The 21,477-nt window shown below is 58.5% G+C and carries 24 protein-coding genes, 1 tRNA gene and 3 pseudogenes; 10 read left to right on the forward strand and 18 right to left on the reverse strand.

The features are described 5' to 3' along the window. From hscA to trmJ, 8 genes are all read right to left on the reverse strand, one after another. Window positions 1-1,863 carry a Fe-S protein assembly chaperone HscA gene (gene hscA / locus BFW87_RS05795; RefSeq protein ID WP_078738988.1) on the reverse strand — a complete coding sequence of 621 codons (1,863 nt, stop codon included), beginning with the start codon at window positions 1,861-1,863 and terminating at the stop codon, window positions 1-3. 51 nt (window positions 1,864-1,914) lie between these two features. Next, entirely contained in the window at window positions 1,915-2,436 is a 522-nt protein-coding gene (gene hscB, locus BFW87_RS05800; RefSeq protein WP_078738989.1) for a co-chaperone HscB, read from the reverse strand. A gap of 8 nt (window positions 2,437-2,444) precedes the next feature. After that, entirely contained in the window at window positions 2,445-2,768 is a 324-nt protein-coding gene (iscA, locus tag BFW87_RS05805; protein ID WP_003209680.1) for an iron-sulfur cluster assembly protein IscA, read from the reverse strand. 28 nt (window positions 2,769-2,796) lie between these two features. Further along, the gene (iscU, locus tag BFW87_RS05810) at window positions 2,797-3,183 is read right to left on the reverse strand and encodes a Fe-S cluster assembly scaffold IscU (protein WP_003209682.1); all 387 of its coding nucleotides are present in this window, start codon (window positions 3,181-3,183) and stop codon (window positions 2,797-2,799) included. A 99-nt stretch (window positions 3,184-3,282) separates the two neighbouring features. Then, window positions 3,283-4,497: an IscS subfamily cysteine desulfurase gene (locus BFW87_RS05815; RefSeq protein WP_078738990.1), complete on the reverse strand. Its 1,215-nt coding sequence runs from the start codon at window positions 4,495-4,497 to the stop codon at window positions 3,283-3,285. 50 nt (window positions 4,498-4,547) lie between these two features. After that, window positions 4,548-5,039 carry a Fe-S cluster assembly transcriptional regulator IscR gene (gene iscR, locus BFW87_RS05820; protein WP_003194020.1) on the reverse strand — a complete coding sequence of 164 codons (492 nt, stop codon included), beginning with the start codon at window positions 5,037-5,039 and terminating at the stop codon, window positions 4,548-4,550. A gap of 299 nt (window positions 5,040-5,338) precedes the next feature. Then, window positions 5,339-6,124, reverse strand: a complete 786-nt coding sequence (gene cysE, locus BFW87_RS05825; RefSeq protein ID WP_078738991.1) for a serine O-acetyltransferase — start codon at window positions 6,122-6,124, stop codon at window positions 5,339-5,341. A gap of 2 nt (window positions 6,125-6,126) precedes the next feature. Continuing rightward, window positions 6,127-6,897, reverse strand: a complete 771-nt coding sequence (gene trmJ / locus BFW87_RS05830) for a tRNA (cytosine(32)/uridine(32)-2'-O)-methyltransferase TrmJ (protein WP_078738992.1) — start codon at window positions 6,895-6,897, stop codon at window positions 6,127-6,129. A 145-nt stretch (window positions 6,898-7,042) separates the two neighbouring features. Here trmJ and suhB point away from each other — a divergent pair, with 145 nt between their 5' ends. Continuing rightward, complete coding sequence (gene suhB, locus BFW87_RS05835) at window positions 7,043-7,858, forward strand: type III secretion system regulator SuhB (RefSeq protein WP_003175971.1); 816 nt, start codon at window positions 7,043-7,045, stop codon at window positions 7,856-7,858. Between the two features lie 222 nt (window positions 7,859-8,080). Here the strand turns inward: suhB and BFW87_RS05840 are convergent, their stop codons facing one another. The 6 genes from BFW87_RS05840 to queA form a co-directional block, all read right to left on the reverse strand. Further along, window positions 8,081-8,623, reverse strand: a complete 543-nt coding sequence (locus BFW87_RS05840) for a glycine zipper 2TM domain-containing protein (RefSeq protein ID WP_065908615.1) — start codon at window positions 8,621-8,623, stop codon at window positions 8,081-8,083. Window positions 8,624-8,746: 123 nt separating this feature from the next. Next, the gene (gene secF, locus BFW87_RS05845) at window positions 8,747-9,661 is read right to left on the reverse strand and encodes a protein translocase subunit SecF (protein WP_078738993.1); all 915 of its coding nucleotides are present in this window, start codon (window positions 9,659-9,661) and stop codon (window positions 8,747-8,749) included. Between the two features lie 9 nt (window positions 9,662-9,670). Continuing rightward, the gene (gene secD, locus BFW87_RS05850; protein WP_078738994.1) at window positions 9,671-11,539 is read right to left on the reverse strand and encodes a protein translocase subunit SecD; all 1,869 of its coding nucleotides are present in this window, start codon (window positions 11,537-11,539) and stop codon (window positions 9,671-9,673) included. A 62-nt stretch (window positions 11,540-11,601) separates the two neighbouring features. Continuing rightward, window positions 11,602-11,940 (reverse strand): preprotein translocase subunit YajC, encoded by a 339-nt coding sequence (gene yajC, locus BFW87_RS05855; protein ID WP_076017553.1) that lies wholly within the window; start codon window positions 11,938-11,940, stop codon window positions 11,602-11,604. Window positions 11,941-11,983: 43 nt separating this feature from the next. Next, complete coding sequence (gene tgt, locus BFW87_RS05860) at window positions 11,984-13,099, reverse strand: tRNA guanosine(34) transglycosylase Tgt (RefSeq protein WP_176159715.1); 1,116 nt, start codon at window positions 13,097-13,099, stop codon at window positions 11,984-11,986. 5 nt (window positions 13,100-13,104) lie between these two features. After that, window positions 13,105-14,169, reverse strand: coding sequence for a tRNA preQ1(34) S-adenosylmethionine ribosyltransferase-isomerase QueA (queA, locus tag BFW87_RS05865; RefSeq protein ID WP_078738996.1), 1,065 nt, complete (start codon window positions 14,167-14,169; stop codon window positions 13,105-13,107). Between the two features lie 108 nt (window positions 14,170-14,277). Between queA and BFW87_RS05870 the strand changes: the two genes are divergently transcribed. After that, window positions 14,278-14,362 (forward strand) — tRNA-Leu (locus BFW87_RS05870). Window positions 14,363-14,456: 94 nt separating this feature from the next. Then, complete coding sequence (locus BFW87_RS05875) at window positions 14,457-14,786, forward strand: hypothetical protein (protein WP_078738997.1); 330 nt, start codon at window positions 14,457-14,459, stop codon at window positions 14,784-14,786. On the opposite strand, the gene BFW87_RS05880 is transcribed toward BFW87_RS05875, so the two are convergent. Beyond that, window positions 14,736-15,461: a LysE/ArgO family amino acid transporter gene (locus BFW87_RS05880; protein WP_254865853.1), complete on the reverse strand. Its 726-nt coding sequence runs from the start codon at window positions 15,459-15,461 to the stop codon at window positions 14,736-14,738. The two genes, BFW87_RS05875 and BFW87_RS05880, sit on opposite strands and share 51 nt — an antisense overlap. A gap of 56 nt (window positions 15,462-15,517) precedes the next feature. On the opposite strand from BFW87_RS05880, the gene BFW87_RS05885 reads away from it, so the two are divergent. Next, a complete protein-coding gene (locus BFW87_RS05885) occupies window positions 15,518-16,210 on the forward strand; it encodes an NBR1-Ig-like domain-containing protein (protein ID WP_078738999.1) in 693 nt (230 codons plus the stop codon). Between the two features lie 2 nt (window positions 16,211-16,212). On the opposite strand, the gene BFW87_RS05890 is transcribed toward BFW87_RS05885, so the two are convergent. Further along, complete coding sequence (locus BFW87_RS05890) at window positions 16,213-16,848, reverse strand: LysE family translocator (RefSeq protein WP_078739000.1); 636 nt, start codon at window positions 16,846-16,848, stop codon at window positions 16,213-16,215. A gap of 127 nt (window positions 16,849-16,975) precedes the next feature. Here BFW87_RS05890 and BFW87_RS05895 point away from each other — a divergent pair. Further along, window positions 16,976-17,347: pseudogene (locus tag BFW87_RS05895) on the forward strand (PH domain-containing protein). 137 nt (window positions 17,348-17,484) lie between these two features. Here BFW87_RS05895 and BFW87_RS05900 read toward each other — a convergent pair. Further along, entirely contained in the window at window positions 17,485-17,793 is a 309-nt protein-coding gene (locus BFW87_RS05900) for a DUF3077 domain-containing protein (protein WP_078739001.1), read from the reverse strand. A gap of 532 nt (window positions 17,794-18,325) precedes the next feature. On the opposite strand from BFW87_RS05900, the pseudogene BFW87_RS05905 reads away from it, so the two are divergent. The 5 genes and pseudogenes from BFW87_RS05905 to BFW87_RS05925 all read left to right on the forward strand — a co-directional run bounded on the left by BFW87_RS05905 (window position 18,326) and on the right by BFW87_RS05925 (window position 21,358). Continuing rightward, window positions 18,326-19,479: pseudogene (locus BFW87_RS05905) on the forward strand (S-type pyocin domain-containing protein). Window positions 19,480-19,485: 6 nt separating this feature from the next. Further along, window positions 19,486-19,743 (forward strand): colicin E3-like toxin immunity protein, encoded by a 258-nt coding sequence (locus BFW87_RS05910; RefSeq protein WP_078739002.1) that lies wholly within the window; start codon window positions 19,486-19,488, stop codon window positions 19,741-19,743. Then, a complete protein-coding gene (locus BFW87_RS05915) occupies window positions 19,730-20,392 on the forward strand; it encodes a DUF3916 domain-containing protein (RefSeq protein ID WP_254865854.1) in 663 nt (220 codons plus the stop codon). Before BFW87_RS05910 ends, BFW87_RS05915 begins: the two co-directional genes overlap by 14 nt. A gap of 191 nt (window positions 20,393-20,583) precedes the next feature. Beyond that, window positions 20,584-20,871, forward strand: coding sequence for a colicin E3-like toxin immunity protein (locus BFW87_RS05920; RefSeq protein ID WP_078739003.1), 288 nt, complete (start codon window positions 20,584-20,586; stop codon window positions 20,869-20,871). Between the two features lie 16 nt (window positions 20,872-20,887). Then, entirely contained in the window at window positions 20,888-21,358 is a 471-nt protein-coding gene (locus BFW87_RS05925; RefSeq protein ID WP_078739009.1) for a hypothetical protein, read from the forward strand. Here BFW87_RS05925 and BFW87_RS32225 read toward each other — a convergent pair. Further along, window positions 21,315-21,477, reverse strand: a pseudogene (locus BFW87_RS32225) (two-component sensor histidine kinase); the annotation flags it as partial. The gene BFW87_RS05925 and the pseudogene BFW87_RS32225 overlap by 44 nt on opposite strands.

Consider the following 21,477-nt stretch of genomic DNA (forward strand, 5'->3'; position numbering starts at 1 on the left):
TTATTCCTCGATTTCATTCAGGTTGCGTCCCGACAGGGCGGCTTTTACCGATTGGTCCATACGACGGGCGGCAAAAGCATCGGTCACTTGCGACAGACGTTTGGTCTGCTGCTCGATGGCATAACCATCGGTGCCTTTCATCAATTCGGACAGTTCCTGCATCTGCAGGTCAATGACCATGCGCTCTTCAGCGTCCAGCAGGCGCTCGCCATCCGCTTGAAGGGCGCCCTGCACCGCTTCGAGCAGGCGCTGGGCGTCGACTTGCTGCTCACGCAATACGCGGGCGACCTTGTCGTCACCGGCGTATTGGAACGAATCCTTGAGCATCTTGGCGATTTCGCCGTCGGTCAGGCCGTAGGATGGCTTGACCTGAATGCTGGCTTCCACGCCCGACGCCAATTCACGCGCGGCGACGCTGAGCAGGCCGTCGGCATCCACCTGGTACGTCACGCGAATTTTCGCTGCACCCGCGACCATGGCCGGGATACCGCGCAATTCAAAGCGCGCCAGGGAGCGGCAATCGCTGATCAGCTCGCGTTCGCCTTGCAGCACATGAATCATCATGGCCGTCTGGCCGTCTTTGTACGTGGTGAAGTCCTGGGCACGGGCGACGGGGATGGTGGTGTTGCGTGGAATCACCTTCTCCATCAGGCCGCCCATGGTTTCGAGCCCAAGGGACAACGGAATCACGTCGAGCAGAAGCAGTTCACCACCATCGCGTTTGTTGCCCGCAAGGGTGTCGGCCTGGATCGCAGCGCCAATGGCGACTACTTGATCCGGGTCGATTTCGGTCAACGGCTGGCGGCCAAAGGCTTCGGCCACAGCGTCGCGAACACGGGGCACACGGGTGGAACCGCCGACCATGACCACAGCGGCCACGTCTTCCAGCTCGATACCGGAGTCACGCACGGCGCGGCGGCAGGCTTTGAGGCTGCGGGCGACCATCGGTTCTATCAACGAATCGAAGGCTTCGCGGGTGAGCTGGGCCGACCAGGAACCGTAGGAAACGTCGACAGAAGCGGCGTCAGTCAGCGCTTCTTTAGCGGCGCAGGCGGTTTGCAGCAGGCTGCGCTGCTCACCCGGGTCCAGGTCGGCAGACAAGCCAGCACCCGTGATGATCCAGCCCGCAATGGCGTGGTCGAAGTCGTCGCCGCCCAAGGCAGTATCGCCACCGGTGGCCAGCACTTCGAAAACACCGCCCGTCAGGCGCAAAATCGAAATATCAAAGGTGCCGCCGCCCAAGTCATAAATGGCGACCAGGCCTTCAGCATGCTGATCGAGGCCATAGGCCACCGCCGCCGCAGTCGGCTCATTAAGCAGGCGCAGCACATTCAGACCGGCGAGTTTTGCCGCGTCTTTGGTGGCTTGGCGCTGAGCGTCATCGAAATAGGCCGGAACCGTGATCACCGCGCCGACCAATTCGCCGCCCAAGGTGGTTTCCGCACGCTGGCGCAGCACCTTGAGGATGTCGGCCGACACTTCCACCGGGCTTTTCGGGCCCTGGACGGTGTCGATGAACGGCATATGCGATTCGCCGCCGACAAAGCGGTACGGCAGCTGGTCGCCCAATTGCTTGACGTCGGACAGACCACGACCCATCAAGCGCTTGACCGACAGCACAGTGTTCAAAGGATCAGTAGACGCAGCCAATTTGGCCGACTCGCCGACTTCGGTACGATCGGCGTGATAGCGCACGGCGGACGGCAGGATGACCTGGCCATCGGCGTCGGGCAGCGGCTCGGACAGGCCGCTGCGCAAGGCAGCAACCAGGGAATTGGTGGTGCCCAGGTCAATCCCGACCGCCAGGCGACGCTGGTGCGGTTGAGGGCTTTGGCCGGGTTCGGCGATTTGCAGTAGGGCCATGGTAATCAGGTCTTATCTGTCTATCAGGCGTGCATCACGGGCAGCACTGGGTTAATCGTCGAGGCGCTCTTCTAGCTGGCGCACTTCGTAGGTGAGCTTGTCGAGGAACTGCATACGCCGCATCAGGCGTTCGGCCTGTTCACGCTGCGCTGCATCATCCCAACAGGCTGCGAAGCTTTCATTGAGCTCGTCCTGGGCCACTTTCAGACGGCGCTTGAAGACTGCGACGCCAGCCACATCGGCCTCGTCCTGCAACTCTTCGAGTTCTTCGCGCCACTGCATCTGCTGCATCAGGAAGTCCGGGTCGTGCACCGTGACTTCCATCGGCAACTCGCCACCTTTCATCGCGAGCAGGTAGCGCGCGCGTTTGGGTGGGTTTTTCAGCGTCTGATACGCCTCGTTGAGGCTGGCCGACTGCTCCAGCGCCAAGCGTTGCTCACGCTCGGAAGCGTCAGCAAAACGGTCCGGATGCACTCCACGCGCCAACTCTCGGTAGCGCGTGGCAAGCTGCTCAAGGTCCAGCCGAAAGCTCGGCTGCAGCTCGAATAAAGCGAAATGACAAGGAGTACCCACGAATAGCCTCAGATGTTGAAGCTTTCGCCGCAGCCACATTCACCGCGCACATTGGGGTTGTTGAACTTGAAGCCTTCGTTCAACCCTTCCTTGACGAAATCGAGCTCGGTGCCGTCCAGGTAAGTCAGGCTTTTAGGGTCGATGATCACTTTCTCGCCGTGACTCTCGAATACCTGGTCTTCCTCAACCACCTCGTCGACGAACTCCAGCACATAGGCAAGGCCGGAACAGCCCGTGGTGCGAACACCCAGACGAATCCCCTCACCTTTGCCGCGCCCATTCAGGGAGCGGCGAATGTGCTGCGCGGCCGCTTCTGTCATGCTGATAGCCATCGTTGACTCCTTACTCGTCGCCAAATGCTTAGATCAAGCCTTTCTTCTGCTTGTAGTCGCGAACGGCCGCCTTGATGGCGTCTTCTGCGAGCACGGAGCAGTGGATTTTCACTGGCGGCAGGGCCAGTTCTTCGGCCAGCTGGGTGTTGCTGATAGTGACAGCCTCATCCAGCGTCTTGCCTTTCATCCACTCGGTGGCGAGGGAGCTGGAGGCGATGGCCGAACCGCAGCCGTAGGTTTTGAATTTGGCGTCTTCGATAACGCCAGCCTCGTTGACCTTGATCTGCAGGCGCATTACATCGCCGCACGCCGGAGCGCCGACCATGCCGGTGCCGACATCAGGGTCTTCCGCGTTCATCTTGCCGACGTTGCGCGGGTTTTCGTAGTGGTCGATGACCTTTTCGCTGTAAGCCATGGTACTGAATCCTCACTCATCAGGGCCGCTCTGGAACCCTGTAAAAACGCCTGCGTTTTCCGCCACGTTCCTACAGAGCTGGGGTGGCGGCTTCTATAGTTAGTGTGCCGCCCACTCGATCTTGGAAATATCGACACCGTCTTTGAACATGTCCCACAGCGGCGACAAAACGCGCAGCTTGTTGACGGCCTCGCAGACTTTCTGCGCGGCGTAGTCGACTTGTTCTTCAGTGGTGAAGCGGCCGAATGTAAAGCGGATCGAGCTGTGTGCCAGTTCGTCGTTGCGGCCCAGGGCGCGCAGTACGTACGACGGCTCAAGGGATGCCGAGGTGCAGGCCGAACCGGACGAAACCGCCAGATCCTTGAGCGCCATGATCAGCGACTCGCCTTCGACGTAGTTGAAGCTCAAATTCAGGTTGTGCGGTACACGGGCAGTCATGCTGCCGTTGATGTACAGCTCTTCAAGGTTTTCGACCTGCTTGTAGAAGCGATCGCTCAGGGCCTTGATGCGCACGTTTTCGGCAGCCATGTCTTCTTTGGCTACACGGAAGGCTTCGCCCATGCCGACGATCTGGTGAGTCGCCAGGGTGCCCGAACGCATGCCGCGCTCGTGACCGCCGCCGTGCATGGTGGCTTCGATGCGCACACGTGGCTTGCGGCTCACGTACAGCGCGCCGATGCCTTTAGGGCCGTAAGTCTTGTGGGCAGAAAACGACATCAGGTCGACTTTCAGCTTCGACAGGTCGATATCGACCTTGCCGGTGGACTGAGCAGCGTCGACGTGCAGCAGGATGCCCTTGGAACGGGTCAGCTCGCCGATGGCCGCGATATCGTTGATGGTGCCGATTTCGTTGTTCACGTGGATCACGGAAACCAGGATGGTGTCTTCACGCAGGGCCGCTTCAATCATGGCCGGGGTGACGATGCCGTCGGTAGTCGGCTCAAGGTAGGTGACCTCGAAACCTTCACGCTCCAGTTGGCGCATGGTGTCGAGGACAGCCTTGTGCTCAATCTTGGTGGTGATCAGGTGTTTGCCTTTGGTCGCGTAGAAATGCGCCGCGCCCTTGATTGCCAGGTTGTCGGACTCGGTGGCACCGGAGGTCCAGACGATTTCACGCGGGTCTGCGCCCACCAGGTCAGCAACCTGGCGACGAGCGTTCTCGACCGCTTCCTCGGCTTTCCAGCCGAACACGTGGGAACGGGAGGCCGGGTTGCCGAAGTTTCCGTCAACCAGCAGGCATTCGCTCATCTTTTGCGCGACACGCGGATCAACCGGGGTGGTCGCTGAGTAATCAAGGTAAATCGGCAATTTCATGGACTTTCTCCTAAATCAGGCTGGCTGGCGTGCCGTTAGCTCTTCGGCTGTCACTCGACGGCGGACGCTTCAATCTTGTCCAGACGCGGCGCCTTGGTGTTGCAACGGCGCTGGTCCTGACGCTGGGCTACTTCTTGCACCTCACGGCGAGTCACAAGATCAGCCAAGCTGATACCACTCAAAAACTCATGGATCTGCAGGCTCAAGTCACACCACAGGTGGTGCGTCAGGCAGGTGTCGCCGGCATGGCAATCACCCAGGCCCTGGCATTTGGTGGCATCGACGGATTCGTTGACCGCGTCGATCACCTGAGCGACCTGAATGCCCTGCATGTCGCGGGACAACTGATAGCCACCACCCGGCCCACGCACGCTGGAGACCAGATTGCTGCGGCGCAATTTGGCGAACAGTTGCTCAAGGTAGGACAGGGAAATGCCTTGGCGCTCGGAGATATCGGCCAGGGACACCGGCCCAGTTTGCGCGTGCAAGGCCAGATCCAGCATGGCGGTTACCGCGTATCGGCCTTTTGTAGTCAGTCTCATGGACAAGTACCAAGGTGTTTCAGAATGGGGGCAAGTATGCGATTCCCGAGTATTTAAGTCAACTATAAGACCTAGTACTTTAGTCAGGATTAGCCGTAAAAGGGCGCGCGAAGCATAGCAGGATGGGGTGGGATGGAACAGCGGGAACAGGGCCTGGCCGTGATCTCAAGACCAATGGAGAGCAAATGTGGGAGCTGGCTTGCCTGCGATAGCGGTGGATCAGTGACTCAAGGGGTGGCTGGCAGACCGCTATCGCAGGCAAGCCAGCTCCCACAGGAGACTTTTGTCGACCTTGAGACCTAGCCTGCCTTGGTGGTGGCAGTTTCGCTCTTGATCTCGGCGAAATCTTCTTCGCGCAGCTCAGGCAGATCTTTCGCACAGTAAGGGCTGCCCAGATCCTTCAGCGCGCCGCACATACCCTCCAACTTGCCATCCACGGCTTGCAGATGATCCAGCAACTGGCCAATGGCGCGAGCCACCGGGTCGGGCATGTCTTCGCTGACACCATAAGCATCAAAACCGATCTTCTCGGCCATGGCCTTGCGCTTGGCTTCCTGCTCATCGCCGACTTCCGGCTTGACGATGATTCGGCCAGGAATACCCACAACAGTTGCGCCGGGCGGTACAGCCTTGGTGACTACGGCGTTGGAGCCGACCTTGGCACCCGCACCAACAGTAAACGGCCCCAACACCTTGGCGCCCGCCCCCACCACCACGCCATCGCCCAACGTCGGGTGGCGCTTGCCTTTGTTCCAACTGGTACCGCCCAGCGTCACACCCTGATAAAGCGTCACGTCATCACCAATCTCGGCCGTCTCGCCAATCACGATGCCCATACCGTGATCAATAAAGAAGCGACGCCCCACCTTGGCCCCCGGGTGAATCTCGATCCCGGTCAACCAGCGACCGAAGTTGGAGACCAGCCGCGCCAGCCATTTCCAGCCCATGCCCCACAAGGCGCCGGACAGGCGGTGAATCCAGATCGCGTGCATGCCCGGGTAGCAGGTCAGCACTTCAAAGGCGTTGCGCGCCGCCGGGTCTCGGTGGAAAACACTCTGGATATCTTCTCGCAAACGCTCGAACATTTTTAATCCTTCCGCTTAAGAAGCTCACCACGGGCCGCTTTTTGGGTTTCCGTGAGGATGCCACGCAATATATTCATTTCCGCCCGGCTGACCGAGCTGCGCCCGTACAGGCGACGCAGGCGCGCCATCAAGTGGCGTGGTTTTTCAGGGTCGAGAAATTCGATGGCCACCAGGGTTTGCTCCAAGTGCTCATAGAACCGCTCCAGCTCGTCCATGGTGGCCAACTCGCCACTTTTGGTCGACGCGACTTCGTCCTTTTCCACTTTGCTCGGCTGACCTTGTGCGGCCAGCCAGGCCATGCGCACTTCATAACTCAACACCTGCACCGCTGCCCCGAGGTTCAGCGAGCTGAACTCAGGGTCTGATGGAATGTGCACGTGGTAATGACATCGCTGCAGCTCTTCATTAGTCAGGCCGGAGTCCTCACGGCCAAATACCAAGGCGATTTCGGCGCCGCCGGCGGCCTCTTCGACTACTTTGGTGCCGCACTCACGCGGATCCAGCAGCGGCCAGGGGATGCGACGGTCACGGGCGCTGGTGCCGAGCACCAGGTTGCAGCCGACCAATGCGTCTTCCAGGGTGGCGACAACCTGGGCGTTTTCCAGCAGGTCATTGGCGCCGGACGCGCGGGCATCGGCCTCGTGGTGCGGGAACACGCGCGGGTCGACCAGCACCAGGCGCGTCAGCCCCATGTTTTTCATGGCTCGCGCCACCCCGCCGATGTTGCCGGGGTGACTGGTATTGACCAAGACGACACGTATGTTTTGCAGCAAGGGAGGCGCTCTCGGACACGGGAAAGGGGAGCAAATCTTACAGAACAGCCTAAGGTTATGCCATGAAAGCTAACGTCGTCCTTCACCTGAAGAAAGTTTCTGCTAGAATGCTCGGCTTTCTTTAACAACCTTAGGTGACACATCCATGCAGCCCATGCTGAATATCGCGCTGCGCGCCGCCCGCAGCGCCAGTGAATTGATCTTCCGCTCCATCGAGCGCCTGGATACCATCAAGGTCGACGAAAAAGACGCCAAGGATTATGTGTCCGAGGTGGATCGCGCCGCAGAACAGAAAATCATCGACGCTCTGCGCAAGGCCTACCCTACCCACGGCATCCTCGGTGAAGAAACCGGCCTGCACAAAGGCAGCGGCGAAGGCGAAGACTACCTGTGGATCATCGACCCACTGGATGGCACCACCAACTTCCTGCGCGGCATCCCGCACTTTGCCGTGAGCATCGCCTGCAAATACCGTGGCCGCCTGGAACACGCCGTTGTTCTGGACCCGGTTCGCCAGGAAGAATTCACCGCCAGCCGTGGCCGTGGCGCCCAACTGAATGGTCGCCGCCTGCGTGTCAGCGGCCGCACCAGCCTTGACGGCGCCCTGCTGGGTACCGGCTTCCCGTTCCGTGACGACCAGATGGACAACCTGGAAAACTACCTGGGCATGTTCCGCGCCCTGGTTGGCCAGACGGCCGGCATCCGTCGCGCTGGCGCTGCGAGCCTGGACTTGGCTTACGTTGCCGCCGGTCGTTTTGATGCGTTCTGGGAGTCGGGCCTGTCCGAGTGGGACATGGCTGCGGGTGCGCTGCTGATTCAGGAAGCCGGCGGCTTGGTGAGCGACTTCACTGGCGGTCACGACTTCCTTGAGAAAGGCCACGTGGTTGCCGGTAACACCAAATGCTTTAAAGCAGTACTGACGGCTATCCAGCCGCACCTGCCGGCTTCGCTGAAGCGTTAAGCGAGCGACCACAAAAAAGCACCCCGAGGGGTGCTTTTTTTATGCCTGGGATTTGGGGAAACCCCAGCCCCAACTGACCTGAACAAAATCCAATGTGGGAGCTGGCTTGCCTGCGATAGCATCACTGTGGTCTTACACGAAAGACCGAGGTGTCTGCATCGCAGGCAAGCCAGCTCCCACACAAGCCAGCTCCCACATTTGGATCGATTGCAGGCCTGGGAACTACTGCTGGTTCTGGCCCAGGATCAAACGACCTTCTTTATCCACAGGAATCTGGCCACCCGGATCACGGTCCATGCGCACCGAACCTTCCTTGCCATCCAGGTTGTAACGCACGTCATACCCGACAACCTTGTCGCTGATGTCGTTAACGGTGTTACAGCGAGTCTGCGTCGTGGTGTAGGTATCGCGGTTCTGCATGCCTTCCTGAACCTTGTTACCGGCGTAACCACCACCTACCGCACCGGCGACAGTCGCCAGCTTCTTGCCATTACCGCCACCGACCTGGTTGCCCAACAGGCCACCGGCCAGTGCACCGACCACGGTGCCGACGATTTGATGCTGATCCTGCACCGGCTTCTGCCGGGTCACAGCGACGTCCTTGCAGACTTCGCGTGGGGTCTTGATCTGGGTTTTCACCGGCTGCACTGCCAGCACTTGCGCATACTCAGGGCCGCTTTTTACCAGGCTGTAGGTGGCAACAGCACCCCCGGCAGTCACACCGACAGCACCCAATACCGCACCAACCAGTAACGACTTGTTCACGTGAACCTCCTGACCATCACAAGCGGACTGAAACGTCCGCGCTATACCCAGCCTTGGAGCAAAAAAAAAGGCACGAGTTCAATACTCGTGCCTTCTTTGTAACAGCAGATCAACAAACGCCCATCAAGGGCGGTCGTCGACCTCCTTGCCGGTAGCAGCAGGAGGGATCAAGTCTTCGCTGTTGAGGTTCAGCCAGATCAGCACCACGTTGGCGATGTAGATCGACGAGTAGGTACCCGCCAGCACGCCGATAAACAGCGACAGCGAGAAGCCCCACAGGTTGTCGCCGCCGAAGATCATCAGGGCCGCAATCGCCAACAGCGTGGAGATCGACGTTGCCATGGTCCGCAGCAGGGTCTGGGTGGTGGAGATGTTGATGTTCTCGATCAACGTCGCCTTGCGCAGCACGCGGAAGTTCTCACGAACCCGGTCGAATACCACGATGGTGTCGTTGAGCGAGTAACCAATGATCGCCAATACCGCTGCCAGCACCGTCAGGTCGAAGGTGATCTGGAAGTAGGCCAGAATACCCACGGTCACCACCACGTCGTGGATCAGCGAGACAATCGCGCCGACACCAAACTTCCACTGAAAGCGGAACGCCAGGTAGATCATGATGCCGACCAGCGCCATCAGCATGCCGAGGCCGCCCTGGTCGCGCAGCTCTTCACCGACTTGCGGGCCCACGAACTCGACGCGCTTAACCGACGCCGGGTTATCGCCGCCGACCTTCTGCAAGGCCTCGGCAACCTGGTGACCCAGTTGCGGGTCTTCGCCTGGCATACGCACCAGCAGGTCAGTGGTTGCACCAAAGCTCTGCACGATGGCTTCGTGATAGCCGGCCTTGACCAGCTCGTTGCGCACCAGGGTAACGTCGGCCGGCTTCTCGTAGGTCAGCTCGATGAGCGTACCGCCGGTGAAGTCCAGACCGTAGTTCAGACCCTTATGGAACCAGCTGAACAACGCCAGAACGGTAAGGAGCACAGTGACGCCGAACGCAATGTTGCGAACGCCCATGAAGTTGATTGTACGTAACATGGCAGCCCCTTAAATCCACAACTTCTTGAAGTCACGCCCGCCAAAGATCAGGTTGACCATTGCGCGGGTCACCATGATGGCCGTGAACATCGAGGTAAAGATACCGAGGGACATGGTTACCGCAAAACCTTTGACCGGGCCGGTGCCCATGGCAAAGAGAATCCCGCCGACCAGCAAAGTGGTCAAGTTGGAGTCGAGAATCGCGGTAAATGCCCGGCCGAAGCCTTCGTTGATTGCACGCTGTACCGTCATGCCATTGGCGATCTCTTCACGAATCCGCGAGAAGATCAGCACGTTGGCGTCTACCGCCATACCCATGGTCAGTACGATACCGGCGATACCTGGCAGGGTCAGCGTAGCGCCCAGCAGCGACATCAAGGCCAGCAGCATCACCATGTTGCCCGCCAGGGCTACGGTGGCGATCACGCCGAAGAAGCGGTAGATGGCAATGATGAACAGGGAAACGAACAGCATGCCCCACAAGGCGGCGTCGATACCCTTGGTGATGTTGTCGGCACCCAGGCTTGGGCCAATGGTGCGTTCTTCAGCGAAGTACATCGGCGCCGCCAGGCCACCGGCACGCAACAGCAGCGCCAGTTCGGACGATTCGCCCTGGCCGTTCAGGCCGGTGATGCGGAATTGAGCACCCAGCGGCGACTGGATGGTCGCCAGGCTGATGATCTTCTTCTCTTCTTTAAAGGTCTGCACCGGCACGTCTTTCTCAACACCATTCACCATTTGCTTGGTGTAGGTGGTAACCGGACGCTGCTCGATGAAGATCACCGCCATGCTGCGACCGACGTTGCTGCGCGTGGCGCGGCTCATCAATTCGCCACCGTGGCCATCCAGACGGATGTTCACTTCAGGCGTACCGTGCTCGCCGAAACCGGCTTTAGCGTCAGTCACCTGGTCACCGGTGATGATCAAGCCACGCTCGATCAACGCTGGAGGACGGTTGCCTTCACGGAACTCAAACTCTTCGGAAGTCGCGCGAGTAGCACCCGGGTCAGCCGCCAGGCGGAATTCCAGGTTGGCGGTTTTACCCAGGATACGCTTGGCTTCAGCAGTGTCCTGTACGCCCGGTAGTTCAACCACGATGCGGTTGGCACCCTGACGCTGAACGATCGGCTCGGCCACACCCAGCTCGTTGACGCGGTTACGTACCGTGGTCAAGTTCTGCTTGATGGAGTATTCACGGATTTCCGCGATCTTGGCCGGGCTCATCGCCAGACGCAGTACAGCCTGACCGTTGAGGTCGGCGGGTACGATATCGAAATCATTGAAATTCTTACGGATCAGGGCACGGGCCTGTTCGCGCGACGCTTCGTCAGAGAAGCCCAGCTGGATGGCACCGTTGAGCTGCGGCAGGCTGCGATAACGCAGTTTTTCTTTGCGCAGCAGGCTCTTCACGTCGCCTTCATAGACTTTCAGGCGTGCGTCGAGGGCTTTGTCCATGTCGACTTCCAACAGGAAGTGAACACCACCGGACAAGTCCAGACCCAGCTTCATCGGGTGCGCGCCAATGCTGCGCAGCCATTTTGGCGTGGTCTGTGCCAGGTTGAGCGCGACAACGTAGTCGTCACCCATGGCCTTGCGCACAACGTCTTTGGCCGGCAATTGGTCTTCTGCCTTGGTCAGGCGCAACAAACCGCCCTTCGCATCAGCTGCCAACGTTGCCGCTTTAACCTGGATGCCCGCGTCGGTCAGCGCTTTGCTCGCGCGTTCCAGGTCAGCCTGATTGACTTGCAGCGAGGTGCTGGCGCCAGTGATCTGGATCGCAGGGTCATCAGGATAAAGATTGGGAGCGGAATAAATAAAACCGATCGCCAGCACCGCCAGGATCAGTACGTATTTCCACAGAGGGTATTTGTTCAGCATCACGCCGCCCGCTTATAACGCGGGGCGCCTTGCGCGCCCCGTCGATTGGTAAAGGTTGTTACTCAGATCGCTTTCAGCGTGCCTTTTGGCAGCGTGGCGGCAATGGCGCCCTTCTGGAACTTCATTTCTACGGTGTCGGAGACTTCCAGAACCACGAAAGCGTCGGAAACCTTGGTGATCTTGCCAGCGATACCGCCGGTGGTCACAACTTCGTCGCCTTTCTGCAGGCTGCCCAGCAGGTTTTTCTGCTCTTTGGCGCGCTTGGCCTGTGGACGCCAGATCATCAGGTAGAAGATGACCAGGAAGCCGACCAGGAAAATCCACTCGAAACCACCGCCCAATGGGCCGGCAGCAGCAGGCGCAGCGGCGTCAGCCATGGCGTTAGAGATAAAAAAGCTCATTTAGCACTCCAGTTGCAAATAGTGAATCTTAGGGTCGGAAAACTCAGTCCAAGGGCGGCACAGGGAGCCCGCGCTTGGCATAGAAGGCATCGACGAAGGCGGCCAATGTACCCTGTTGAATAGCCTCGCGCAAACCAGCCATCAGGACTTGGTAGTGACGCAAATTGTGGATGGTATTCAACATGCTACCCAGCATTTCCCCGCACTTGTCCAGATGGTGCAGATAAGCACGCGAGAAGTTCTGGCAGGTGTAGCAGTCACAGGTGGGATCCAGCGGCGAATCATCATGGCGATGGAACGCGTTACGGATCTTCAGCACGCCTGTATCGATGAACAGATGCCCATTGCGGGCATTACGGGTTGGCATCACGCAATCGAACATGTCCACACCGCGGCGCACACCCTCTACGAGATCCTCCGGTTTGCCAACGCCCATAAGGTAACGAGGTTTTTCAGCGGGCATCAGGCCCGGCAGGTAATCCAGCACCTTGATCATCTCGTGCTTGGGCTCGCCCACCGACAAACCGCCGATGGCCAGGCCGTCAAAGCCGATCTTGTCGAGGCCTTCCAGCGAGCGTTTGCGCAAGCTTTCGTGCATGCCACCCTGGACGATGCCGAACAGCGCCGCGGTGTTGTCGCCGTGGGCGTTTTTCGAGCGCTGGGCCCAACGCAACGACAACTCCATGGAAACGCGCGCCACGTCTTCGTCAGCCGGGTACGGCGTGCACTCGTCGAAGATCATCACGATGTCGGAGCCGAGGTCGCGCTGCACCTGCATCGATTCTTCCGGGCCCATGAACACTTTGGAACCGTCGACCGGCGAGGCGAAGGTCACGCCCTCTTCCTTGATCTTGCGCATGGCGCCCAGGCTGAACACCTGGAAACCACCGGAATCGGTGAGGATCGGGCCTTGCCACTTCATGAAGTCATGCAAGTCGCCATGCTTCTTGATCACTTCCGTGCCCGGGCGCAGCCACAGGTGGAAGGTGTTGCCGAGGATGATCTCGGCACCGGTGGCGACGATGTCGCGGGGCATCATGCCTTTAACGGTGCCGTAGGTACCGACCGGCATGAACGCCGGGGTCTCGACGGTGCCGCGCGGGAACGTGAGGCGACCACGACGAGCCTTGCCATCCGTGGCCAACAATTCAAACGACATACGACTCATAGTGGTTCCTCAAGGCCCGCTTCTTTGGGAGCAGTCGGCGCAGGGTTACGGGTGATAAACATCGCATCACCGTAGCTGAAAAAACGGTATCCATTGTCGATGGCGGCCCGGTAGGCGGCCATGGTTTCCGGATAACCGGCAAATGCCGACACCAGCATCAACAGCGTGGATTCCGGCAAATGGAAGTTGGTCACCAGGCAATCGACCACATGGAACGGCCGGCCCGGGAAGATAAAGATATCGGTGTCGCCACTGAACGGCTTGAGCACGCCATCGCGCGCCGCACTCTCCAGCGAACGCACGCTGGTTGTGCCCACGGCAACCACCCGACCGCCACGCGCCTTGCACGCCGCCACCGCATCCACCACTTCCTGGCTGACTTCCAGCCACTCGCTGTGCATATGGTGGTCTTCGATGTTATCCACACGCACCGGCTGAAACGTGCCGGCCCCCACGTGCAGGGTCACATAGGCGCTCTCGACGCCCTTGGCGGCAATCGCATCCAGCAGCAACTGGTCGAAATGCAGCCCGGCTGTTGGCGCGGCTACCGCGCCGAGGCGCTGGGAGTACACCGTCTGATAGCGCTCGCGGTCCGAGTCTTCGTCGGGGCGGTCTATATAAGGAGGCAACGGCATATGGCCGACGCGCTCCAGCAACGGCAACACTTCCTCGGCGAACTTGAGCTCGAACAACGCATCATGGCGCGCGACCATCTCGGCCTCGCCACCGCCATCGATGAGGATATTCGAACCCGGTTTCGGCGACTTGCTGGAGCGCACATGGGCCAGCACGCGATGGCTGTCCAGCACCCGCTCCACCAGAATTTCCAGCTTGCCGCCGGACGCTTTCTGGCCAAACAGCCGTGCCGGAATCACCCGGGTATTGTTGAACACCATCAGATCGCCAGGGCGTAAATGCTCAAGCAAATCAGTGAATTGACGGTGTGCGAGGGCACCGCTCACCCCGTCCAGGGTCAGCAGTCGACTGGCGCGACGCTCGGCCAAAGGGTGGCGAGCGATCAGCGAATCAGGGAGCTCAAAAGTAAAGTCAGCAACGCGCATGATGGGGTTCGTCTAGCAGGGCCGGGAAGTCTAGCGGAAATAGTGAAAATAGACCATGAAACGTGATTGACCAACGGTAATCTCATCTCTATACTTCGCCGCCATTGAGCCCTGATGGCGGAATTGGTAGACGCGGCGGATTCAAAATCCGTTTTCGAAAGAAGTGGGAGTTCGATTCTCCCTCGGGGCACCATCTTAAAGAAAGACCTTGAAATTCAAGGTCTTTTTTTTCGTCTGCAGAAAAGTGAGACTGTGCAGGCGCACGCAGAAACCGAGGAGCCGGGACCATGGAATTGACGCTGGAAGCTGTTGCGCTTTTTGCTCTCAAGCTGGTGCATGAGACAGAAGGCGCGAGCCCGATTCTGCGGGATGATTTGGTGATGGATGGGTATGAGCGGGAAGTATTTGGGTTGTTGGTGCGCCAGGGGGATTTGGTCGGGATTCAGGGGAAGCTGGATGAGTGCGTCTCCCAGGCATTGAACGCGCTAGGGGGCGCCGAAACGGTGCTCGGCCGTGAATTGCTCAAACTGTCCGTAGAAGTGCAGCAGGCGCATAGCCTTGAAGAACTAAGCGCCCCGTTGACCCACCTTCAGGACTACCTGAAAGATATCCAGTGAGTCGGTAATCAGCATTCCCGCCAGATAAACCATCAACACCGCCACGCCCGCGTCCAGCCATCGCCAGACGACGGGCAAACGAAACAGCCCCGTCAATCGCTGGCAACCCAGCGCCAGGAACACAAACCACACCAATGACGCCGTCATCGCGCCTGTCGCGAATAGCGCTTGTTGGCCCGAGGGTTTGGCCGCGCCGATAGAGCCGATCAGCACAACGGTATCGAGCCAGGCGTAGGGGTTGGCGAAGCCGAGAACCACCGCTGAGCGCAACAGCCCTCGTTGTGAGTTGCCGCCTCGAGTGTCCGGCATGGATTGGTTACGGATGCAGGCGAGCAAGCGTTGGCTACCGAACCACAACAGATAAGCCGCGCTGGATACCAGCATCACTGCCATCACCTCTGGCCAACTTTCCAGCAGCGAACCTAGTCCTGTGACGCCACCAGCAATCAGCAGGACATCGGCCAGCACGCAGATAGCGACCACGCCCCAGATGGGACCGCGACTGACAGCTTGGCGGATGACCAAGGTGTCTTTTGGGCCAGGGGCGATAAAAAGCCCGAGGCCAAGCACCAACCCCTCGATGAAGTAAGGCGTCATGGCGACCTTTCGAATTTGATGTAAAGGAATGAAACACACGCCAGAATCGCAACGGTCAGCGCGGCGTGTAGTGTGCATACCTCACTAAACGCAGCGGCGAGCAGGTTGTCTTTTTTGGCGTACAAAGGTGAGGCATGACTATCAGAACGCGAGACACCCTAAGGGCGCTGATTACCCGACGCAGCCGAGAACTGGGCAAATCCATGACCACCTTGGCCAAGGAAGCCGGTATTTCCCGAACCTACCTGTACGGATTGGCAGGCGGCGCCTCACAAGATCCCTCTGTACGCACCCTGATCAAACTGGCCAAAGCGCTCCATGTCTCCCCACTATTACTCTTCCGCTACTTCGCCGACCTGGCCGGCGCACCAGCCGACGCCCATGCAATGGCCGCCACCAACCGCGCCATCAACCTGCGCGATCCCAGCGACATCGCCGTATTCAACGCAGACGTCACCACGCCCGACCAAACCGTCGTGCTGCCCGGTGAAACCTTTCAGAAAATCTGGGAGATCCAGAACCTCGGCACCCGCCCTTGGCGCGGGCGGAAGCTGGTACGGCTAGACGGCGAATACGTCATCGCCCGCCGCACCGACTCGGGCGCGCTCTTGGAAGTGGTGATGGACACGCACCTGCGCAGCCTGAACAACGAAATCCCGATCGCCGAAACCCTGCCCGGTCAGCCGGTGCACATCACCGTCGAATTCGCCGCGCCGAAGGAAACCTGCACGGTCACGTCAATCTGGCGGATCGAGGATGAACACGGTCAAGCCTGCTATGGCCCCGCTTTCATCCTGCACGTGATCGTCAACGTCATGGCGCGCTGACCCTAGCGCCGCCCTTCCACCGCCATCCGCACCGCCAGCCCCATCAACACCGACCCCATCAGCCAGCGCTGCACCACCTGCCAACCCGGACGGGTGACAAAGAACACCGCGATGGAGCCCGCCATGATGGCAATCACTGAGTTAACGCTCACGCTGATTGCGATCTGCGTAAAGCCCAATATCAACGATTGCGTCAAAACACTGCCATGGCCGTTCGGGTCGATGAACTGCGGCAGCAGCGACAAATACATCACCGCCACCTTGGGGTTCAGCAGGTTGGTCACAAAGCCCATCATGAACAGCTTGCGCGGGCTGTCTTTGGGCAAATCCCGCACCTGGAACGGCGAACGCCCACCCGGTTTGAGCGCCTGCCACGCGAGATAAATCAGATACAACGCGCCGCCGATTCGCAGCGCGTCGTAGGCAAAGGGCACCGCCATCACCAACGCAGTGATCCCCAACGCCGCACACAGCATGTAAACCACAAACCCCACCGCAACCCCGCCCAGCGAGATCAAACCGGCCGTGCGCCCCTGGCAAATCGAGCGCGAAATGAGGTAGATCATGTTCGGGCCGGGCGTGAGCACCATGCCGAGGGAGATCAGCGCATAAGCCAGCCAGCTGGACAGTTCGGGCATCGTCGGGCTCCGTTTTTTGAAACATCTAGCCAAGGTTGCAAGGTTGGCCGCCATGGTAGGGCGTTCAAAATGCCCGCGTTAGATACAGATCCGCGACCAAAACGGCATACACCCAAGAGGCAGGCCCATGATCGACTTCAACAACAAAGGCTTCTTCAAGCTCAAACAAAACAATGAATACGCCGAACGCGTCTCGGCTCTGCTGCTGGACGATGAAGAAATAGTCGACGCCTACAAGGCGATGCGCGACGGCGTGGTGTTCACCACCAAACGCATCATCGCCGTGAACGTGCAGGGGATTACCGGCAGCAAGAAAGACTTCACCTCGTTGCCGTACAAAAACATCGTGGCGTATTCGGTGGAAACGTCCGGCACGTTTGACCTGGACTCGGAGCTGGAGATTTAATTTTCGTCGCTGGGAAAAGTGAAGTTCGAATTCACCGGCAAGACCTCAATCGTCGAAATCTCCCGGATCATTTCCAGGCACCTACTGAGCTGATCAACAGGCAAAAAAAGACCTTGGCTTCCCAAGGTCTCTTTAACTGCTTACACGGTGTAGCAAGTACATGCGGATCAAAAATGTGGGAGCTGGCTTGCCTGCGATGACGCCAGCCCCAACACCCTCAATTTACCCGACTACACACCAACCGCCTCCCCCTCCTCCATCACCCCATTCGGCAACATCCCATTCGCCAAATCATCCACCACCGCCTTCGCCATCTCCCCCAAATAATGCGCCGCCCACGCATAACGGTCCGCGCTCGTATCCATGGCAGCGTCCAGCGCGAGCATTTTGGAACAGTGCAACAGCTCGGAGGCATGCTCCAGGGCTTCGCGAATAGGCACGCCAGCGTTGACGCGGAAAAGGCGGTGCAGGTTTGGTTGATTGCCGCAGGTGGAGAAGGTGATGACGCCGAGGGTTTTGTTGAGGGGTGGGTTGATCATTGGGCACCTCCGGATTTAGCCGGAGTTTCGGTTGCAGTGCTACGAGGGTACGACCTGTCAGAAACGCTCATGGATTTAGCTCCTAGTGTCGAGAAGCTGCCACATTCGTTATCAGGCGAAAGGGTGGCAGCTGTGCGCAGGCTGATAAACCGGGACAATAGGAACCCGGCAGGCCCGAAGGCCTCCCGCGCACAGCCGCCATAACACGGATGTGCGGACGCAAAAAAAAGCGCCGGCATAGTGCTGAAGACGCTTTAGCGCCTATTGTTCCACGGGTTATCAGGCCCGGTCACTGAATTTGCAGTGACGGCTGCGAAGGTAGTTTGGAAAGCACTTATGTAAAAGCTGAAGTATGTGCCGAAAAGTGTCTAACTGAAGATCTGAACGCGCGGATGAACCAGCGCAACTGCCCGTACTAGAGAGCGCAAGGATTCAGGCGCCTTTTCCCACATCCACCATCGAATAACCCCGACATCAGCTTCCAATCCGCCCTCGTACGCTCACTCCCCCAGCACAAGGAAGTGAGCCGGTCATGTCAGAACGCTTTTACCCTCCCACCGAAGAAGAAAAGCTCAGGCGTCGAATCCTGAGCCGGCAACCGCCGCGCGCGCCCTACTCACCGCCGATCAATCCATTCACTCCCACACCCGCGCCAAAACCTGTGCCTGCCAAACTTCCTGGTTGCACCTTCACCAAACCCTGCCAACTGCCCGACGGCATCATTCACTACACCAACCCCACCGGTTACGTACCGCTGGAGCTGATCAAGGACTACGGCCATTTCAGCCTGTTGGGTGGGCGCGAGGTGGACAGCCAGGGCGCGATCGCTCTGAGCAAGATCAGTGGCAGTGCCCTGCCCGTTGGCTTGGGGCAGTTGGCGTTGCGTACGGCGGTGGTGGAGTCGGCAGCCACCGCCGCTGGCACAGTCGCCGGTGGGCTGCTGATGGGCTTGGTGGCGCTGGTTTGGCCCTCAGAGCTGGGCGACAGCGCGCTCTACAGTGAGGAGCAGCTGCGTTCGATGCAGCGGGCGCGGTCTCAGATGCGTTTGCAGGTTGAGCAGCGTGAGGACGGCACGCTGAAGGGGTATGGGTTTTACACGGGCAACCATGCCGATTGCAGATGATTGATGTGGTGCAGTTCCAACGCCGTGGCGATCAGTTTGTGGCGGATTTGGGTGAAGGCGCAGAGCTGGTCTGGACGCCTGCGGTTGATCCGGGGGACACCCTGGGTATTCCGGCTTTGGAGGCTGCGCCGCAGGCGCCGGTGATGTGGATTTACCCGCCGACAGAGAAGGCGGCGCAAATTCTGGTGAACCCGGTTTATCCGCCGGAGTACCGGGATTTTATTCTGGTGTTCCCGGTGGAGTCGGGGGTTCGGCCGCTGTATGTGGTGGTCAGTGTTCTAGCTGGCGATCACAAGTACCACAAGGCTCCTAAAGCGGAGCAAATTACCGGCTTTTTGAATCTGATAAAGGCAAAGCCTAAAACGCCCAAGCAAGGAGGTGCCGGATTAAGAGAGCGCTGGATTGATGAAAAAGGACGGACAATTTATGAGTGGGACTCACAACACGGCGAGTTGGAAGCCTACCTGGCAAGTGATGGAAGCCACCTCGGCGCCTTCAGCCATATAACCGGCAAGCAGCTGAAACCAGCAAAGAAAAAACGAAATATCAAAAAGTATTTGTGAGGCTACATGGGACTTAAAGTGAGATTGGAGTGGTTCGACAAGACCACGGAGTGGTTGGTTGGCACGGAAGAGTCAAAGGATTTGGGAGAGGATTACTCCGTCGTTACAAAGCTAGGGCTCTCGAAGGAGGAGGCAGTCAATAACGGCCTGTTTGAATTGCGCCGGGATTGGCTATCGCATGTACAGCCATTCTTCGCGCATGAAATCACTCTTGCAGACAGCGACTATTTCGTAGCGCTCGATTACCAAGATGCTCAACGGTGACTCCACTCAGGAGAAATTGGATCTGATGCGCAGACTCTCACTAACAAACAAAAAACTCCACAACATCCCCAGGCACCTCAGAGCACTGGCGCGCTGGGCCGACAGTTTCGAAGGCTATTTCTACAAAGAATTACCGCTACAGCCTGACTTCGTAAACGAAAAAATCCCCGTTATCGAAAATCTTGTGGAGGGCAAGCAGACCACACCGGAAATTCTGGCGAACTGTGCCCAACAGTTGATCAATGTCGCAGGCCATCTGCTTCAAGCACGACCAGACGACGCCCCTGAATGCTGGATTGTCGCCTGCGTCATGGTTCCGGACATGTTCTCAAGCCGGGTCTGTGTCTACACCGATAAAGCTCGCTATCTCGGCCACACTCAACCCTTCGACTATGACTACTTCTGCCAAACCCGAATCATAGGTCGAAGCTTAGCCGCCGAATGGAACCTGACCCTGCCAACGGGGCTTTACGAAGTCGGCTTTCACTTCACCCATGAGAATGAAGACGGATATACGTTCGAGTCAGAGCATTGGTACTTCGGCGAGGTCAACACGACCGATGAAGAGCCGGGCGGTGAGCGCTGGAAATACCAGACCTTCAAGTCTTTCCAGGCGCAGCATCCGCATTTGTTCGGTCCGGCCTCTTAGCCCGACTTCGCCCCACTCCCGAGTACTACCCGCTCACTCCTCAACAGGTCAACGGCATCGAAAAACCTGCCTCATCAGTCTTTCCAAAAACTGTATCACTGTATTTGGCGTGCGACGCCTAAGGGCCACACTCAGCGTCAAGGATCACAAATACAAACCGTCGAATTTGCCGATGAAGGTGAGCCGAAAAAATAGCCATGAAAATCAGATTGCGCTGGTACGAAAAACACAGCAATGACTTGAAAGCAGATGAGTATTCAGTGGATATCGACGACGCCGACAGTTCTTTTGAAGCACTGGGCTTGAGCGATGAGACCGCAATATATGCCGACGTTTTCAATGTTCTCCCGAGCTGGATAGCAATCCTCCAACCCCATTTCCAGCATGTAATAGCGCCCAACCTTTACGACTATCAAATTTCTTTCCGCTACCAAGGCGCTTGGCCCCCGCCCCCCAAACAATCCAAGAAGGCGTCCTGACGCAATGAGACCCACAATCAAAAAGCCCCTCCTCTACCGCTCCGTCAACACCCGAACCCATGGTGTGCGCCATGGCAGTTTTTGCGCTTATCGTTATGAACGGCACACCAAAAGCGAAAAGGACTCACTGTCTACCCGCAGCTCAATGCACAGCCACCAACGACACGGTTTTGACTACACGCCGCTATTCCGATTTCTCCTGTCCAAAGTCGGTCAGCCGTGGGACAAGGTGTTCAGCGAAGCCAACGCCCGCCTCGATCGCCCGGAGCCTGTATTCTGGATGGTTGCGCTGCATGAATGCGATAAGAAGGAATATGTGAGGACAGATGAATCCGCCTATTTCAGCGGCTTATGGGTCGACGAAACAGGCCTGCTGCAAAAAGTTAACCCTCACTTGACGCCCGAACTGATGAAGCCGTTTTGCGACTGCTGCACCCACACCTTCAACGGTGTGGTCTTCCCGCCGGTTCCATCGCGCAATCCGTAAAGCTCAACCGCGCACACAACCCACCCCGCTCCAAATTCCGCAACGTCAACCTACATCCAATCTTCCCCACAATCATCTCCACTATCGCCAGCCCCAACCCCGCCCCATTGGCATTCCCC

It is taken from the genome of Pseudomonas fluorescens (assembly GCF_002022275.1).
Taxonomy (GTDB): Bacteria; Pseudomonadota; Gammaproteobacteria; order Pseudomonadales; family Pseudomonadaceae; genus Aquipseudomonas; species Aquipseudomonas fluorescens_AJ.